At 70.0% G+C, this 15,947-nt stretch carries 15 protein-coding genes and 1 tRNA gene; 9 read left to right on the top strand and 7 right to left on the bottom strand.

Annotation, left to right across the window (positions count from 1 at the left end; translation table 11 throughout):
* The 3 genes from H0523_RS01180 to H0523_RS01190 form a co-directional block, all read right to left on the bottom strand.
* Complete coding sequence (locus tag H0523_RS01180) at nucleotides 1-561, bottom strand: PIN domain-containing protein (protein WP_054433449.1); 561 nt, start codon at nucleotides 559-561, stop codon at nucleotides 1-3.
* A gap of 63 nt (nucleotides 562-624) precedes the next feature.
* Complete coding sequence (locus tag H0523_RS01185) at nucleotides 625-1,557, bottom strand: alpha/beta hydrolase (protein WP_231689870.1); 933 nt, start codon at nucleotides 1,555-1,557, stop codon at nucleotides 625-627.
* 473 nt (nucleotides 1,558-2,030) lie between these two features.
* Complete coding sequence (locus tag H0523_RS01190) at nucleotides 2,031-2,954, bottom strand: carbon-nitrogen hydrolase family protein (RefSeq protein WP_054433448.1); 924 nt, start codon at nucleotides 2,952-2,954, stop codon at nucleotides 2,031-2,033.
* Nucleotides 2,955-3,045: 91 nt separating this feature from the next.
* Between H0523_RS01190 and H0523_RS01195 the strand changes: the two genes are divergently transcribed.
* On the top strand, nucleotides 3,046-3,990 hold the full coding sequence (locus H0523_RS01195) for a LysR substrate-binding domain-containing protein (RefSeq protein ID WP_054433447.1): 945 nt from the start codon (nucleotides 3,046-3,048) through the stop codon (nucleotides 3,988-3,990).
* Between the two features lie 70 nt (nucleotides 3,991-4,060).
* On the opposite strand, the gene H0523_RS01200 is transcribed toward H0523_RS01195, so the two are convergent.
* Together H0523_RS01200 and H0523_RS01205 are read right to left on the bottom strand one after the other, a co-directional pair.
* The gene (locus tag H0523_RS01200; protein WP_180179995.1) at nucleotides 4,061-5,596 is read right to left on the bottom strand and encodes a tetratricopeptide repeat protein; all 1,536 of its coding nucleotides are present in this window, start codon (nucleotides 5,594-5,596) and stop codon (nucleotides 4,061-4,063) included.
* 27 nt (nucleotides 5,597-5,623) lie between these two features.
* Nucleotides 5,624-6,673 (bottom strand): RDD family protein, encoded by a 1,050-nt coding sequence (locus tag H0523_RS01205; protein WP_054433490.1) that lies wholly within the window; start codon nucleotides 6,671-6,673, stop codon nucleotides 5,624-5,626.
* 159 nt (nucleotides 6,674-6,832) lie between these two features.
* On the opposite strand from H0523_RS01205, the gene H0523_RS01210 reads away from it, so the two are divergent.
* From H0523_RS01210 to H0523_RS01230, 5 genes are all read left to right on the top strand, one after another.
* Complete coding sequence (locus H0523_RS01210; RefSeq protein WP_054433445.1) at nucleotides 6,833-7,753, top strand: LysR family transcriptional regulator; 921 nt, start codon at nucleotides 6,833-6,835, stop codon at nucleotides 7,751-7,753.
* Between the two features lie 141 nt (nucleotides 7,754-7,894).
* Complete coding sequence (locus H0523_RS01215) at nucleotides 7,895-9,118, top strand: CaiB/BaiF CoA transferase family protein (RefSeq protein WP_156333487.1); 1,224 nt, start codon at nucleotides 7,895-7,897, stop codon at nucleotides 9,116-9,118.
* 73 nt (nucleotides 9,119-9,191) lie between these two features.
* The gene (locus H0523_RS01220; protein ID WP_054433443.1) at nucleotides 9,192-10,151 is read left to right on the top strand and encodes a Bug family tripartite tricarboxylate transporter substrate binding protein; all 960 of its coding nucleotides are present in this window, start codon (nucleotides 9,192-9,194) and stop codon (nucleotides 10,149-10,151) included.
* 29 nt (nucleotides 10,152-10,180) lie between these two features.
* A complete protein-coding gene (locus H0523_RS01225; protein WP_054433442.1) occupies nucleotides 10,181-11,107 on the top strand; it encodes a hydroxymethylglutaryl-CoA lyase in 927 nt (308 codons plus the stop codon).
* 75 nt (nucleotides 11,108-11,182) lie between these two features.
* Entirely contained in the window at nucleotides 11,183-12,451 is a 1,269-nt protein-coding gene (locus H0523_RS01230) for a hypothetical protein (RefSeq protein ID WP_054433441.1), read from the top strand.
* A 25-nt stretch (nucleotides 12,452-12,476) separates the two neighbouring features.
* Here the strand turns inward: H0523_RS01230 and H0523_RS01235 are convergent, their stop codons facing one another.
* Both H0523_RS01235 and H0523_RS01240 read right to left on the bottom strand, forming a co-directional pair.
* Nucleotides 12,477-13,109, bottom strand: coding sequence for a class I SAM-dependent methyltransferase (locus H0523_RS01235; RefSeq protein ID WP_054433440.1), 633 nt, complete (start codon nucleotides 13,107-13,109; stop codon nucleotides 12,477-12,479).
* Between the two features lie 213 nt (nucleotides 13,110-13,322).
* Nucleotides 13,323-13,412 (bottom strand) — tRNA-Ser (locus tag H0523_RS01240).
* A gap of 121 nt (nucleotides 13,413-13,533) precedes the next feature.
* On the opposite strand from H0523_RS01240, the gene H0523_RS01245 reads away from it, so the two are divergent.
* The 3 genes from H0523_RS01245 to secG all read left to right on the top strand — a co-directional run bounded on the left by H0523_RS01245 (nucleotide 13,534) and on the right by secG (nucleotide 15,902).
* A complete protein-coding gene (locus H0523_RS01245; RefSeq protein ID WP_054433439.1) occupies nucleotides 13,534-14,511 on the top strand; it encodes an NAD(P)H-quinone oxidoreductase in 978 nt (325 codons plus the stop codon).
* Nucleotides 14,512-14,639: 128 nt separating this feature from the next.
* Nucleotides 14,640-15,386 carry a triose-phosphate isomerase gene (gene tpiA / locus H0523_RS01250; RefSeq protein WP_054433438.1) on the top strand — a complete coding sequence of 249 codons (747 nt, stop codon included), beginning with the start codon at nucleotides 14,640-14,642 and terminating at the stop codon, nucleotides 15,384-15,386.
* A gap of 21 nt (nucleotides 15,387-15,407) precedes the next feature.
* Nucleotides 15,408-15,902, top strand: coding sequence for a preprotein translocase subunit SecG (gene secG, locus H0523_RS01255; RefSeq protein WP_054433437.1), 495 nt, complete (start codon nucleotides 15,408-15,410; stop codon nucleotides 15,900-15,902).
* Nucleotides 15,903-15,947 lie beyond the last annotated feature (45 nt).

A 15,947-nucleotide genomic window follows, 5' to 3' on the forward strand; every position in this document is an offset into this window, starting at 1 on the left:
TTACGCGCCGCCCAGTCGCGGGTCCCGTCCCACTTGGTTCTTGAGCCGGTACAGCCGCTCGCGATGCAGGGTCGCGGCCAGCGGCTCGGGCTCGCGCCCCAGCGCCACGTAGTCCGCCGGGATCTGCCCGATGGCGTCGCGCATGCGGTCGGCGCCGTCCTGCCACCATTGCGCCAGCATGCGGTCCGGGTTGTACACGTCCAGGCCCTGGCGGCGCAGCTCCGAGCGGTTGAAATCCTTCAGGTTCCAGGTCAGCACCTGCACCACGGGCGTTTGCGCCAGGCCGCAGCGGGCGCGGCGCGCCAGGCCGGCGGCGATGACGTGGAAGTCCTTGGGATCGCTGTAGCGCAGGGCTGCTTCGTAGACCTGGGTGTCATGCTCGATGGCCTGCGGGAAGCGGGCGTTCATCTCGGCCCAGAACTCGGCCATCACCTCGGGCGGGATGTCCCAGATGCGGCAGGCGTTGCGGCGCCATTCCTCGCCGATGCGCTCGGTCCAGACGGGCTGGAACACGCCGGCCTCGGCCAGGCGCAGCAACAGCCGGCGCAGGATGCCGGACATAAGGACGCAGGCGTCCAGGACGATGAAGGGCGGGGTAGCGGGCAGGGTGGTCAAGATCGGGGGTCAGCGCCGAGAATCGGGCAGCAGGTATAGCAGGCCCTGCGTGAAGCCGCGAGGCGCGACGGTCAGGTGGTTTTCGTTGTTCAGGATGTCGACGCGCAGCTTGAGCGACGGATAGCGGCGGGACTTCAGCGCCGCTTCCAATGCCTTCGTGTCCGACACCATGTTGTAGGTCCTGGCATAGCGGGGATCGCCCTTGCGGACTTCCTCGTATTCGCCGATATACATGTAGACCCGCGCCGGCAGATCCTTGTGGCCGGTGGCATAGGCGACCTCCCGGCCGAGCATGTAGCGCTTGTCGTACCACAGGGACGGGCTGCCCAGGATGTAGCCCGTGAACAGGCGCGGATCGCTCAGCAGGATCTCGGCGCCGAGCAGGCCGCCGTAGGAATGCCCGAGGAACAGGCGCCGTTGCTCGTCGGTGCGGTAGCGGCTGGCGATGAACGGCACGACGCCATCGCGCAGATAGGCGATATAGGCCGCGGATTCGCCGTGAATGTCGGCGGCCGGGGCGTCCTTCGTGCCGGCCGGCGTGGGCGTGTAGTCGCGCCGCCGGCTGTGCATGCCACCGTCGCCCTTCGCATAGGAAAGACCGACCAGGATGAATTCCTCCACCGCGGGCCCTTCCCCATTCAGGCGCCGCGCGATCTGCCGCACGATCGGGAAGGCATAGTCGGCATCGGTGACGTACAGCACCGGATAGCGGCGCTGCGGTTGATCGGCGTAGGAGGGCGGCAGCGCGACGAACACCTGGTAGGCGCGACCGGAGACGGGATCGGGCACGTCCCATACCGTGCTGTCGGCCACCTCGTAGGGCTGGCCCGCGCCGCGTTGCCAGAAGGCGGGCTTGGCGGCCGGCGTGTCTTTCGCGGACGCGCCGCCCGGCCAGCAGGCCGCGGACAGCAACATCAGGGTGAACAATGCGGCAGCTCTCACGCAGGTCTCCGGATCAGGGGGGACGGCAATGGTGCCCGAGACCGGAATCGAACCGGTACGGCCTTGCGGCCGAGGGATTTTCGTACCACTTCGGCTTTCGCCGCCGGCGCGCGGAGCGCCGTTCGTGGTCTGGAGCACGCCTTCACCATAGCCTTGCGGCCTTAGGTGCCCGCCGTCTGCTCTCTACACCTTCCCGGTTCTTTCGATCCGGGCTTGGCTCGGCGTTGGCTCGGAACAAGTCCAGGGCATTCGCCGAGTTTGACGGGCTACACCTCTGGAGTTTCCTCCGGAGGGCTCAAATGGATTCAAGTCCCTTGTGTCTACCAATTTCACCACTCGGGCATTGGGGTTCCGACAGGAAACCGCAATGGGATACCTGGTGTGCCGCGCGAGCGCGCTGCGGTATCCGGCGGGCGTGACTATACCACTCGCGGGCGGGCGGCCCGTCATGCAAGACCGCCCCTGTGGAAAACTCAGCCGATGAAACGCACCGTCTGGCGGGCGCGTTCGTCCACCTCCAGGGTGAAGACGTCGGGCCGCGCGTAGTGGCCGACCACGTCGAAGTCGTAGCGCGCGCGCACCAGCTCGTCGACATCGATGCTCGCCGTGAGCAGGCCGGTCTGGCCGTGCAGCGGGCCTGCCAGGACGTCGCCCAGCGGGCCGACGATGAGCGAGCCGCCGTTGATGAGCGGGCGTTGCGGATCCCAGCCGGGCACGTCCAGGCCCAGCTCGGCGGGCGAGGGCTGCACCTGGCAGGCGCTGATGACGAAGCAGCGGCCTTCGTGGGCGATGTGGCGCATCGAGCATTGCCAGATGTCGCGTTCGTCGACGGTGGGCGCGCACCAGATCTGCACGCCCTTGGCATACATGGCGGTGCGCAGCAGCGGCATGTGGTTTTCCCAGCAGATGGCGCCGCCGATGCGGCCCGCGGCCGTCTCCAGCACGGGCAGGGTGGAGCCGTCGCCCTGGCCCCAGATCAACCGTTCGGTGCCGGTGGGCATCAGCTTGCGGTGTTTCGCGGCCAGGCCGGTGGCGGGATCGAAGTACAGCGCGGTGCAGTACAACGTGCTGCCGGCCCGTTCGATCACGCCGATCACCAGGCTGGCGCCGGTGCGTTGCGACAGCGCGGCCAGCGTGTCGGTCTCGGGGCCGGGCACGTCGATGGCGTTCTGGTAATAGCGGGCGTAGGCGTCGCGGCCTTCGGGCAGGCGGTAGCCCAGGCGGGTGCCGAAGATCTCGCCCTTGGGGTAGCCGCCCAGCAGGGCCTCGGGCATGACCACCAGCGCGGCGCCCGAGGCGCTGATCTTGGCCTCGAAGGCCAGGATCCGTTCCAGGGTGGCGTCCTTGCCTTCGGGCGAGGCGCCGATCTGCAGCGCGGCGACGGTGGTGGCGGTCATGGGGGTTCCTTTTTCACGGGGGAGGGGAGTCGATGCGTCCTAGTGTCGGGGGCGGCCTAAAATCAATCAATCCTGCCTGGCGATAAATGATATGAACCAGATCGATATCGAGTCGACCGACCTGAACCTGCTCAAGGTGTTCGAGGCGATCTACGACGAGGGCGGCGCGGGCCGCGCCGCGCTGCGCCTGGGCGTGACCCAGTCGGCGGTCAGCGCGGCGCTGGCGCGGCTGCGCGTGCTCTATGCCGACCCGCTGTTCGTGCGCACCGGGCGTGGCCTGTCGCCCAGCCTGCGGGCGCGCGAACTGCGGCCGATCATCGGCGAGGCGCTGGACAAGTGCCGGCAGAGCCTGTCGCTGGCGCGGCCGGGCGCGGCGGGGTTCGGCGGACGCTCGGTCACGCTGGGGTTGTCCGATGACTTCGAGATCGCGCTGGGACGCGAGGCGATCGCGGCGCTGGCCGTGGCGGCGCCGGGACTGAGATTGATCTTCCGCCAGACCCACAGCCGCCTGGTGGCCGACATGCTGATGGCGCGCGAGGTCGACCTGGTGATCGCATCCGGCGGCCTGACCGCGCCGACCTTGCAGCGCGTGACCGTGGGGCAGGGCGGCTATGCCTGCCTGGTTGACCCGGCCAGCCTGGCGCCGGGCCAGGACGCGTTGTCAGTGGAGGATTTCACCCGGCGTGCGCACGTGCTGGTGTCGTCGGGCGGCTTTATCGGCGTGGTCGATGAAGTGCTGCACGACCTGGGCCTGAACCGGCGGGTGCTGGCGGCGACCACGCATTTCTCGGCGCTGGCGTTCCTGCTGCGCGGCGGGGAGGCGCTGGCCACCCTGCCGGCGCATGCGGCGCGCGGGCTGGCCGAGGTCGCGGGCCTGCGGCTGCTGCCGTGCCCGATCGCCATGCCGGGCTACGCCATCGAAATGGGCTGGCGCGCCGATGCGCTGCGCGATGAGGCGGTGGCGGTGGCGCGCCGTTGCCTGTTGGGCTTGTTGCAGGGGTTTGGCTGGGTGACCGCGCCGGCGCTGCCCGAGTGAGTGCCGCCATGGCGTCGGCCTGGGTATTCCCGCCGGCGCCGAATCCGGCGCGGCATGCCGTCCGCGATGGCTACTTGCGGCCGAACAACCGCCCCAGCAGGCCGCGTGGCGCGCTGGCCGCCCGTTCGGCCGCCAGGGCGTTGTCCAGCGACAGTTCCTGGTATTGGGGTTTGCCGTTCTGTTGGTAGGCCGCGGCCGCCTGGCGGAATGCCGAAGCGGATTCCGCGTGGCGTTTCATGGCGCCGTAGATCTCGCCGCGCGAGAACAGGGCCCAGCTGCGGAACTCCGGGTCCATCGCGATCAGGCGGTCGCAGGCCGCCAGGGCGTCGTCGTGGCGGCCCGCGGCAATCAGGGCGTTGACGGCGTCGGCCTGCAGCATGCTGTTGTCGGGCCAGCGTTGCAGCGCGCGTTCGGCATCGGCCACCGCCTCCGCGCCGCGGCCCAGACGGGTCAAGGCGTCGATGCGCACGCGACGCCACTTGAGCCACTCGGGGTCCAGCGAGATCGCCACTTCGGACAGGGGCAAGGCTTCGTCGTAGCGGTCCAGGCGAGCGAGCATGTCGGCGGCGTTGCCGGGCAGGAAGTCGCTGTCCGGCGCCAGTACGTAGCCGCGCAGGTAGTACGCCAGGGCCTGCTCCCACTCGCCCTGGTCGCGCTGCGCGTTGCCGGCCACGAACAGCAATTGGGCATCGCCGCTGGTCATCGGATCCAGGTCACGCAAGGCCTCCTGCGCCAGCTCGGGGTGGCGGCTGCGCACATACTCGCGGGCCTGTTCCTTGCGGCCCTCCCAGCCATTGTCAGACAGCGCATCCAGCTTTTGCCACAGCGGGGCGGCCTCGCCGGCCCGGCCCAGGCGGTGCAGCGAGCGGGCCTTGCCTTCCAGCGGCCAGTCCCAGTCGGGTTCGCGGCGCAGCAGGCTGGTCCACTCTTCCACCGCATCGGCATCGCGGCCCAGCGCCTGCAGGCATGAGGCGCGGTTGTGCTGGATGGCGTTTTCCTCGCCCAGGATCGCGCGGGCCCGGTCGAACATGGCGATGGCCTTGTGCAGGTCGCCGAGGCTGCGATAGGTGTTGCCGGCGTCGTACATGAAGCGGCCGTTGCCAGGGGCAAGCGCGACCGCGCGTTCGAAGTAGGGCACGGCTTCGCCGTGGCGTCCGGCATTGGCCAGGTTGGACGCGATGTAGCAATGCGGCGCGCCGGCCTGCGGGCGCCGCTGGATCGCGCGGGTCCAGCAGTCGATGGCATCCTGCAGGCGGCGGTCGTTGATCAGCAGGTAGGCTTCGGCCAGCAGAAGCCCGAAATGTCCGGAAGTGCGCTGGCTGGCGTCGCGCAGCAGGCGCCAGGCCGCTTGCGGGTCGCCCTCGTCATAGCGTGCAGTGACCTGCACCGCGATGGCATCCGGGCAATGGGGATCGAGCGCCAGCGCCCGCGCCAGGTCGGCGTCGCGCGCGGCCGCGGCCCCGCGCCTGGCATGGCAGCGGGCGCGCAACGCCCACATGACGGCGGTATTCGGCTGCTCGCGCAGCCCTTGCTCGCACAGCGCGAGCATGCGTGGCGTGTCGTCGCCGTCCTCGGCGCGCAGGATGGATTCGATCAGATTGGACATGCGGATTCCTCGGGCGGCAGGCAGGCGTCAGGGGGCGGCGGCGCCGGCGGCGTGGCGGCAGCCATAGTGGCGGTCGCTCGCGGCGATGTCGTCGCTGCCGCATTGCCAGCGCCGGATGCCGCCGCCTTTGCGTTCGGCGCGCAGCTCGGGCAGGTAGACCAGATGCTTGCCCGCCAGGGGCGAGGCGTCATCGGCATTTGCGGGGCCGGCAATGGTGAAGCGCAGCACGCCATTGACGGGGTTCAGCTCCAGGTTGGAAAAGCCGCTGGAGGCCAGCGATTCGCGCGTCACGCCCAGGTCCTGCAAGGTCGCGGCGAACTTGCCGGTGCCGCGGTAGTGGTTTTCCGCCAGCATCCGGACCGGCTGCGATACCCGATCCAGGCGCCGTACGTCGGCCATCACGGGGTTGTCGGCGTCGCGCGGACCGAGCGTCAGCGCGGCCAGCACGAAGCCGGCCAGCACCAGCACCACCGCGCCCGCGGCGAACAGCAGGAACTTGCCGGCGCCGGTGATCGAGCGCGTCTGGCCCAGGGCCGCCTGGATTGCCCGCGGATCGGCCCGGCTCGAAACGACGTAAGTGCCCGCGGCCCAGTTGTGCATGGCGCGTTCGCCGAACATGGCCTGCTGGATATGGTGGAACACGCCGGGCAGGGCCAGGTTCAGGGGGAACTTCATCAGGTGCCGCCACAGGGACCGCAGCAGGCCGGGACTCTGCCCGTTGCGCGTGACCACGCGTTGCTTGAACAGCTGCTTGCCGGGCGAGCCGGAACCCCAGGCGTCCATCAAAGCGGGCAACAGCAGGCCGAGCAGGCCCGCGGCCAGGGCGAGCGCCAGGGGGCGGGGCTGCTCCAGCAACGCTTCATAGCTGAGGGACGCGGCGGCCGAGAAGGCGAACATGGCGGCGATCATGGCGGCCGCATCGATCACGCTCGCGGCCAGCCGCGACCAGATGCCGGGGAGGGCGGGGACGTTGGCGGCAGCCATGCTGGGCGTGGTCGGCGCGGGCAGGGGCGCGTGGCAGCTGAAGCACTGGGTGTGGGAGGCCGGGTTCTGCCAATTGCATTTGGGGCACTGCATGATGCGAGTCTTATTCTGGTTGCCGATCAAACGGAGAGTGTCCTGCGTCGCGCGGGTGCGCCGCGCAATGGCCAGGCGCAGTGTATCGGACCCGGCGGATGGACGGCTCGGGAAAACCCCGATCCCGGCCCGAGCCGCCAACGCGGGACACTGGCGGCCATGAAGCGTCCGTTGCCCACCCCCGCCCATCCCCGCGATATCGACCCGGTTTCCCTGCGCCTGTTCCTGGCGGCGCTGGAAGAGGGCAGCCTGGCTCGCGCCGCGGCGCGCGAGAACATCGTGCCGTCCGCGGTCAGCAAGCGCATGATCGAGATGGAGGAAATGCTCGGCGTGCCGCTGCTGGCGCGCGACGTCAAGGGCGTGCAGGCCACGCCGGCCGGCCAGGCGCTGGCGGGCCATGCCCGGCTGGTGCTGCAGCAGATGGAGCGCATGCGCCGCGAGATGGCGGGCTTCGCCACCGGCGTGCGCGGGCGCATCCGGCTGGCGGCCAGCGTGGCGGCGTTGTCGGGCGACCTGCCGGCGCAGATCCAGTCGTTCCGCCGCGCGTATCCGCAGATCGAGATCGCGCTCGAGGAAAGCACCACCCAGCAGGTCTTCCAGGAAGTGCTGGCGGGCCACGCCGATGTGGCGGTGGGATCGGACTTCGGCCACGATGGCCTGCAGGTATTCGCCTGCGGCTATTGCGAGCTGGCCGCGGTGGTGCCGGCGCAGCACCTGCTGGCCGACAGCGAGCTGCTGGACTATGCGCAGTTGCTGCCCTACGAACAGATCGAGCTGAACCGCGACAACGGCATCAGCGCGGTGTTCGAGCAGGCCGCGCGCGAGGCCGGCGTGGCGCGCCGCATCAGCGCCCGGGTCAGTTCGCACGAGACCATCTGCAACCTGGTGGCGCGCGGCATGGGCGTGGCGGTGGTGCCGATGTACCTGAAGCCGCGCCATGCCAGCCAGGACATCCGCTTCATCGCCTTGTCCGGCCCCTGGTCGGGCACGCCGCTTTGCATTGCCGTGCGCGAACTCGATACGCTGCCGCCCGCGGCGCGCGCGCTGTTGGCGCATCTGGGGGCGGCGCCCTGGCCCTAGGGCTTACCCGGACGTTCCGAAACGAGAATGCCCCGGTGCTGAAAGACCGCTTTCGCGATGCCGCCGCGCCCGCGATGATGGCTGCGTACCGGCCCTGGGGCATGCGCCCGGGCCTCCACGCCGCAGGCAGAGGAAACGTCGATGAGCGCAGCGCCCGCTTCACCCTTCATGGACCACAGCGAATTGCCCTTGCGCGGCATCAAGGTGCTGGAGCTGTCCCACATGATCATGGGGCCGGCCGCCGGCCTGGCGCTGGCCGACCTGGGCGCCGAGGTGATCAAGCTGGAGCCGATCGACGGCGACCGCACGCGCCGCCTGAAGGGATCGGGCAGCGGCTATTTTCCCGTCTTCAACCGCAACAAGCAGAGCCTGTCGATCGACCTGAAATCGGCCGAGGGACAGGCGCTGGCGCGGCAACTGGCGCTGCGGGCCGACATGGTGGTGGAGAACTTCCGCGACGGCGGCCTGGCGCAGTACGGGCTGGACTACGCCTCGCTGTCGGCCGAGAACCCGCGGCTGATCTACGTGTCGCTCAAGGGCTTCCTGTCCGGCCCCTACAAGCACCGCACCGCGCTGGATGAAGTGGTGCAGATGATGGGCGGCCTGGCCTACATCAACGGCGGCGCCGACACGCCACAGCGGGTGGCGGCGTCGGTCAACGACATCCTGGGCGGCACCTTCGGCGTGGTGGGCGCGCTGGCCGCGCTGCACGACCGCCACGTCACCGGGCGCGGCCGCCACGTGCGCTCGGGCCTGTTCGAGAACAACCTGCTGCTGGTGGCGCAGTTCATCGCGCAGTACCAGCTGACCGGCGCCGCGCCCAAACCCTTCGGCGCGGAGCGCAAGCCGCCATGGGGCGTGTACGACGTCTTCGAGACCGCCGACGGACGGGTGTTCGTGGCGGTGGTGGGCGACGCCCAATGGCGCAACTTCGCGCAGAAATTCCTGCCGCCGGAATGGGCCGCCGATCCGCGCCTGGCCACCGCGGTGGACCGCGAGGCGGCGCGTTCGTGGCTGGTGCCCGGCGTGGGCGCGATCCTCAAGACCTGGAAGACCGACGCATTGTGCGCGGCGCTGGAGGCCGCCAATCTGTCGTACGGGCCGATCCGCCAGCCGCACGACCTGCTGCACGATGAGCACCTGAACGCCGGCGGCGCGCTGCTGGCCACGGCCTTGCCGGACGGCGGCGAAATCGCCGCGGCGGCGCTGCCGATCGAATTCGATGGCCTGAAGGCCGGCAAGCGGTTCGATCCGCCGGCCCAGGGCCGCGATACCGAAGCCATCCTCCGAGGGCTGGGGCTGGATGCCGCGCGCATCGACGCCCTGCGCTCGGCGGGCGTGGTGCATTGCGAGGACAAAGCATGAACCGGCCGTAGAGCCGGTCCCCGTCGAGGCGGCGCCAGACCGCCAAGACATCCATCAAAGAGGAGACAATCCGATGATCCGCAGACTCTTGGCGGTGGCCGCGATGGCCGTCGCATGCGTGGCGCACGCGCAGGACTATCCCAGCAAGCCCATCCGCATCATCATCCCGTCCACGCCGGGCGGCGGCACCGATTACATCGGGCGCCTGATGGGCAACAAGCTGCATGAACTGAATGGCTGGTCCGTGGTGCCTGAAAACAAGCCGGGCGCCGGCACGGCGCTGGGACTTGCCGAGGCGGCGCGCGCGCCGGCGCAGGGCTATGACCTGGTGATCGGGCAGTCCGACAACGTCACGCTGATTCCGCTGCTGATGAAGGTGGCCTACGACCCGGTCAAGGACCTGGCGCCGGTGGCGCTGGTGGCGACCACGCCGATGGTGCTGCTGGTGTCCGACAGCTCGCCCTTCAAGACCTTGCCGGAGGTGATCGAGGCGGCCCGCAAGGCGCCCAACACGCTGTCCTACGGCACCTCGGGCACGGGCGGCGGCGTGCACATCGCCATGGAGATGCTGCAGCACGCGGCCGGCTTCAAGATGCAGCACGTGCCGTACAAGGGCTCGGCGCCGGCGCTGGCCGACCTGATGGGCGGCCACCTGCAGTTCGCTGGCTCGTCGATCTCGTCGGCGGCCTCGCTGATCAAGGCCGGCAAGGTGCGCGCGCTGGCGGTGACCTCGCCCAAGCGCAATCCCGCGTTGCCCGACGTGCCGACCGTGGCCGAGCTGGGCTACAAGGATTTCAGCGTGGTGACCTATTACGGCGTGCTGGCGCCGGCCAAGACGCCGGCCGCCGTGGTGGCGCGGCTGAACGCCGATTTCAACAAACTGCTGACGCGCCAGGACGTGCGCGATGCGCTGGCCTCGCAGGGACTGGAGGCCGATCCGGTGTCGTCGGAAGAGTTCGCGGCCCTGATCCGTTCGGACATCGGCAAGGCGCGCCAGACCATCGCCACCGCGGGCATCGTGGTGCAGCAGTAACGGCCGGCGCATTCGACCAGGGAAATGCCATGGAACAGGAAGTGAGGTTGTGCGAGGTCGGGCCGCGTGATGGCCTGCAGATGGCGCGCGGCATGATGGCCGCCGACGACAAGCTGCGCTGGATCCGGCAGCTGGCGGCGGCCGGGCTGCGCGAGATCGAGGTCGGCAGTTTCGTGTCGCCCCGGCTGGTGCCGCAGATGGCCGATACCGGGCAGCTGCTGCCGCAAGTGCTGGGCATCGACGGCCTGACGGTGTGCGCGCTGGCCTGCAACCTGAAGGGCGCCATCGCGGCCTACGAGGCGGGCGCGCACGTGATCGCCATCCCTGTGTCGGTCAGCGACACGCACAGCCATGCCAACGTCGGCAAGGGCACGGACGCGCAGGTCGAGGCCGTGGCCACCATCGCCGACTGGCTGCGGTCGCAGGCGCGGCCGGCGCGGCTGGATGTGGCGGTCGCCACGGCCTTCGGCTGCTCGATGGAAGGGGCGGTGCCGGTGCGCCGCGTGGCCCAGGTGGCCGCGGCGGTGATGCGCGCCGGCGCCGACGAGATCGCGCTGGCCGATACGGTCGGCTACGCCCATCCGGCGGGCGTGCGCGAGGCGGTGCGGGCGGCGCAGGACGCGGTCGGCGCGCGGCTGGTGAAACTGCATCTGCACGACACCATGGGGCTGGGCCTGGCCAACGCGCTGGCCGGCCTGGACGAAGGCATCCGCGCTTTCGACGCCTGCCTCGGCGGGTTGGGCGGCTGCCCGTTCGCGCCGGGCGCGTCGGGCAACATCGTCACCGAGGACCTGGTGTTCATGCTGGAGAGCATGGGCTATCGCACCGGCGTGGACCTGCCCCGGCTGCTGGCCGCGCGCGCGTTGCTGGCGGCGTCGCTGCCGCGGGAGACCTTGCGCAGCGGGGTGGCGGCGGCGGGCATTCCCAGGACCTATCCGGCGGCCATGGCCGCCTGAGCGCCGCGCGGGAGGGAAGATGAGGCAGCGGTATCATGAGCCGTCCTCATTCAGGCGGCCCGCCGCCGCGCATCCATGGCCATCGTCTCCACCCCGCTGCTCGACCGCCTGCTGACCGACGGCGTCATCCGCCAGGAGCATCACGACGCCGCCCGCCAGCGGCTGGGCGACGCCACGGCGGAGCCCTGGAGCACGCTCGGCGAGGCGTTGTTCTGGCTGGTGGACGAGCACATCGTGTCCGACGAGGACCTGGCCGCCATCGGCGAGCTGTCCGTGACCGAGGTCGCCTTTGCCAGCAACGCCACGCGCAAGCAGGCGCTGGCCGAAATGGACGCGCTGATGCAGCGCAAGCTCGAGGAATACGAACGGCAGATACGCCAGGTCGCGCTCAAGCGCGCCTTTCCCGGTCCGCGCTGGGCCTGGCTGGGCGGCGGCGCGATCGCCGTGGCCGCGGCGGCCTGGTATCTGTTCGCGCCGGCCACGCCGCCGCAGTGCGATGACGGCGATGTGCAGAAAACCCTGCGCGCCAGCCTGTTCACCTCGCGTCTCCAGCAGATGTCCCGCAACCCGCTGGCCGGGGGCGTGGCGCCGGCCGACCTGTACCTGGCGACGTTTTCGGATGTGAAGGAAGTCGGCTACATCAAGCCGGAGCGATCGCGCGGCTGCACCGCGACGCTGAAGGTCGGCGAGGCCGCGTCGGCCCTGGCCTACACCATCGGTCCGAACGACAAGGGCGAGATGATGATCGCCGGTGCGGACCCGCGCGTGGTGCGAGCCCGCTACGGCCAGCTCGATGCCGACGGCAAGCCGCGCGCTGTCGGCCAGCCGGCGGGCGCGGCAAGGCTCGCCGCCGCCTTCGAGCAGGGGGCGGCGGCCTTCGACGAGCTGACCCGGGGCGCGGCGCGCAAGGCGGCCCAAGACAGGCAGCGCGAGCGCATGGGCCTGCCGCCGGAAACCGACACGCGCACCGTGCGCAATATCCAGCCGCTGGGCGACTGCAAGGACCTTGGCGGCGGCCGGTGGTCATGCCGCCTGCAGGGCGAGTACCGTGACCGGCTGATGTCGGCCATCGGCCGCGCCGACTGGCAGGTGTTCGAAGGCGATTTCGAGTTCTTGCAGGAGGGCGACGCATGGCGCGTGGGCGAACCCTTCACGCGCCAGTACATGGATGCGGTCGTGCGCGGCCGGGTGGCGGAGCTGAAAGGCGACGAGGCGGCGGCGCGGCTGGAGCAGATCCAGCGCCAGCGGCCGCAGGCCGAGCCCGCGACGCCCGCGGGCGCCCAGGCGCCCGCCAGGGCGGGCAGCCGCGAGCATCGCGGCGACGGCGCCGTCATCAACAAATAGGACTGGTAGTGGGCCCGGCGCGCGCTCAGGCCGCGACGGCGTCGCGTTCCCGCCGGCGGGCGAAGACGAATACGTGGTGGTACTTGTCGCGCATGGGATGGCGCGGCTGTTCGACGCCGTCGATCGGCGGCACGAAGGGCGCGAACAGGCCGAGCGCGTCGATATGCACCGGGAAGGGCGCGCGTTCGGGCGTGTCGTTGTAGCCCAGGATGAGCAGGCCGCCGGGCTTGAGCACGGCGTGGCATTGCTCCAGCATGCGTTCATAGCCGGCCTGCTCGTTCAGGCCATAGCCGATCAGGCCGTTGGCGATCACCACGTCGAAATAGCCCGGCTCGTAGAGCGCCGCCATCTCGGTGGCGCTGCCGGTCAGGTGGCGGCCGGGCACGCCGTAGCGAGCCTGTTCCGGATCCATGTCGAGCGAATGGAATTCCGGCTTCAGCAGCCGCGGATAGTGCCAGGTGTATTCGCCCATGCCCAGGAAGAGGCAGCGCCCCGGGCCTTGCGGGCCGTCCGCCTGGTGGTTGAGATAGTCGAAGATCTGCTGTTCCAGGAAGGCCCGGTTCGGCGCCCGCAGCGGGAATTGCACGCCGCAGCGCGCGGCCAGGGCCGGAGACAGCCGGAACAGGCCTGATTTGAATGCGTCTTTGAGTTTGGGCATACGGATCGCGCCTGGCTGTGTCGCCGGTTCTTTGACCGGGTTCGCCACCGCGAGCCGCCCGGAATGCGCCAGATAGTAGACGAAATCGTTTCTATTCAGGGGTTTTTCAGCTGTTAATGATATCTGCGCAACAGGGGCGCGAGCGGACGCGCCCTGGACCGTGATGGCGGGCGGGTGGCGCGGGTGAACCGAAGGGGATGGGGGGCGGTCTTCTGGCGGAAGCGGTGGGATTCGAACCCACGAAGGGTTTAACCCCTTGCCGGTTTTCAAGACCGGTGCAATCGACCACTCTGCCACGCTTCCTGCTGCCGCAATGTACTGCGGAAGCGGCAATCCGGCCGCCAGGCAAACACTCTACCCGGCGGAAACACGACTTGCCGTAAAGGGCGCAATAATAATCCATTTGCTGCGAAGGAGGCACGCGATGCACGCTGTAGAAATCTCCCGCCCGGGCGGCCCCGAGGTCCTGGTCCCCGTCGAACGCCCCACGCCCGAGGCCGGCAAGGGCGAAGCCCTGATCAAGGTCAGCGCCGCCGGCGTGAACCGCCCCGACGTGTTCCAACGCAAGGGCAACTACGCGCCGCCTCCCGGCGCGTCCGACCTGCCGGGCCTGGAAGTGGCCGGCGAGATCGTCGGCGGCGACCTGGCCGGCAGCGGCTTCGCGGTGGGCGACAAGGTCTGCGCGCTGGTCGCGGGCGGCGGCTATGCCGAATACTGTGTCGCGCCGACGGCCCAGTGCCTGCCGATCCCCAAGGGCCTGTCCGACATCGAGGCGGCCGGCCTGCCGGAAACCTACTTCACCGTCTGGAGCAACGTGTTCGACCGCGGCCGCCTGGCCGACGGCGAGATCCTGCTGGTGCACGGCGGCGCCAGCGGCATCGGCACCACGGCCATCCAGCTGGCCCGCGCCATGGGCCACACGGTCTACGCCACCGTCGGCAGCGACGAGCGCGCCCGCGCGGTCGAGGCCCTGGGCGCGGCGCGCGGCATCAATTACAAGACGCAGGACTTCGTCAAGGAAGTGAAGGACGCCACTGGCGGCCGCGGCGTCGACGTGATCCTGGACATGGTGGCCGGCGACTATATCGCCCGCGACATGCAATGCCTGGCCGACGACGGCCGCATCGTCATCATCGCCCAGCTGGGCGGCGCGCAGGCCAACGTCGACACCAGCCAGGTCATGCGCCGCCGCCTGACCATCACCGGCTCCACCCTGCGGCCGCGCCCGGTCGACTTCAAGGGCGCCATCGCCCGCGCGCTGCGCCAGCGCGCCTGGCCGTTGCTGGAGCAGGGCGCCATCAAGCCGATCGTGCACGCCACCTTCCCGCTGGCCCAGGCCGCCCAGGCCCACGCCATGATGGAAAGCGGCGAGAACATCGGCAAAATCATCCTGACCGTGTAAGAAACGCGCGGTGTTCGGCGCGGCGCCGCGCAACAGGATACAATCACGGGTTTCGCCTGGAATTATTTCCAGGCCAGCCCGTGGGCGGGTGCTTTTCCCCCGGGTTCATCCACTCTGACATTTGCGCCATGACTTCAGTCGAACACCGCGCCCGCCTCGTGCTGGGCAACTGGAAGATGCACGGCAACCTGGCCGAGAACGCCGCGTTGCTGACCGAACTGCGCGCCGCGGATGCCGCCAGCCATTGCGAAATCGGCGTCTGCGTTCCGTTTCCTTACCTGGCGCAGGCTGCCTCGGCCCTGACCGGTAGCGCCGTGTCCTGGGGCGCGCAGGACGTCAGCGCCCACGACAAGGGCGCCTACACGGGCGAAGTCTCGGGCGCCATGCTCAAGGAATTCGGCTGCCGCTATGCGCTGGCCGGCCACTCCGAGCGCCGCGTGCTGCACGGTGAAACCGACCAGATGGTCGCCGACAAGGCCCGCGCGGCCCTGGCCGCCGGCCTGACCCCGGTGGTCTGCGTGGGCGAGTCCCTGGCCGACCGCGAAGCCGGCAACACGCTGGCCGTGATCGAGCGCCAGCTCAAGCCGGTGCTGGCGCTGGGCGCCGAGGCCGTATCGCGCATGGTGCTGGCCTACGAGCCCGTCTGGGCCATCGGCACCGGCCGCACCGCCAGCCCCGAGCAGGCGCAGGAAGTCCACGGCGCCATCCGCGCCGCGCTGGCCGCGCTGGGCGCGGCACAGGTTCAGGTTTTGTACGGCGGCAGCGTCAAAGCTGCCAATGCCGCCAGTTTGTTCGCCATGACTGATATCGACGGAGCCCTGGTCGGCGGCGCGTCGCTCGTGGCCGAAGAATTTTTGCGAATCGCCGCCATCTAAGTTTCCGTTCCGGAGTCTGTAATGCCCTTGATGCTCAAACTTCTGCTGGCCGTCCAAGTGATCTCGGCGCTGGCTATCATCGTGCTGGTCCTGCTGCAGCAGGGCAAAGGCGCCGACATGGGGTCCGCGTTCGGCAGCGGCTCGTCGGGCAGCCTGTTCGGCGCCACCGGCGCGGCCAACTTCCTGTCGCGCGCCACCAAGTGGGCCGCGGTGGTCTTCTTCGCGTCCACGGCCGGCCTGGCCTATGTCAGCCACAAGGGCACGAGCGGCCCCGCCGTCGAGTCCGGCGTGATGCAGAACTTCCCGGCCGACCGTTCCGTGCCGCAGGTGCCGGGCGCCGCGCCCGCCCCGCAAGGCGCCGGTGCCTCGTCGGTGCCGGGCGCTTCGTCCGTGCCGGGCGCCGCATCGTCGGTTCCTGGCGCCGGTTCGGCCCCGGCCGCCCAGCCGGACGCCTCGGTGCCGTCGGCCCCGGCGCCCGCCGCTGGCGACAAGCCGGCCGAGACGCCCGCCAAGTAAGCGTCCCGACCCCATGAAAAAGGCCGGCTATCGCCGGCCTTTTTT

Origin of the sequence: Achromobacter insuavis, assembly GCF_902859645.1 — a bacterium.
In the GTDB taxonomy this organism is placed as follows: domain Bacteria; phylum Pseudomonadota; class Gammaproteobacteria; order Burkholderiales; family Burkholderiaceae_B; genus Achromobacter; species Achromobacter insuavis.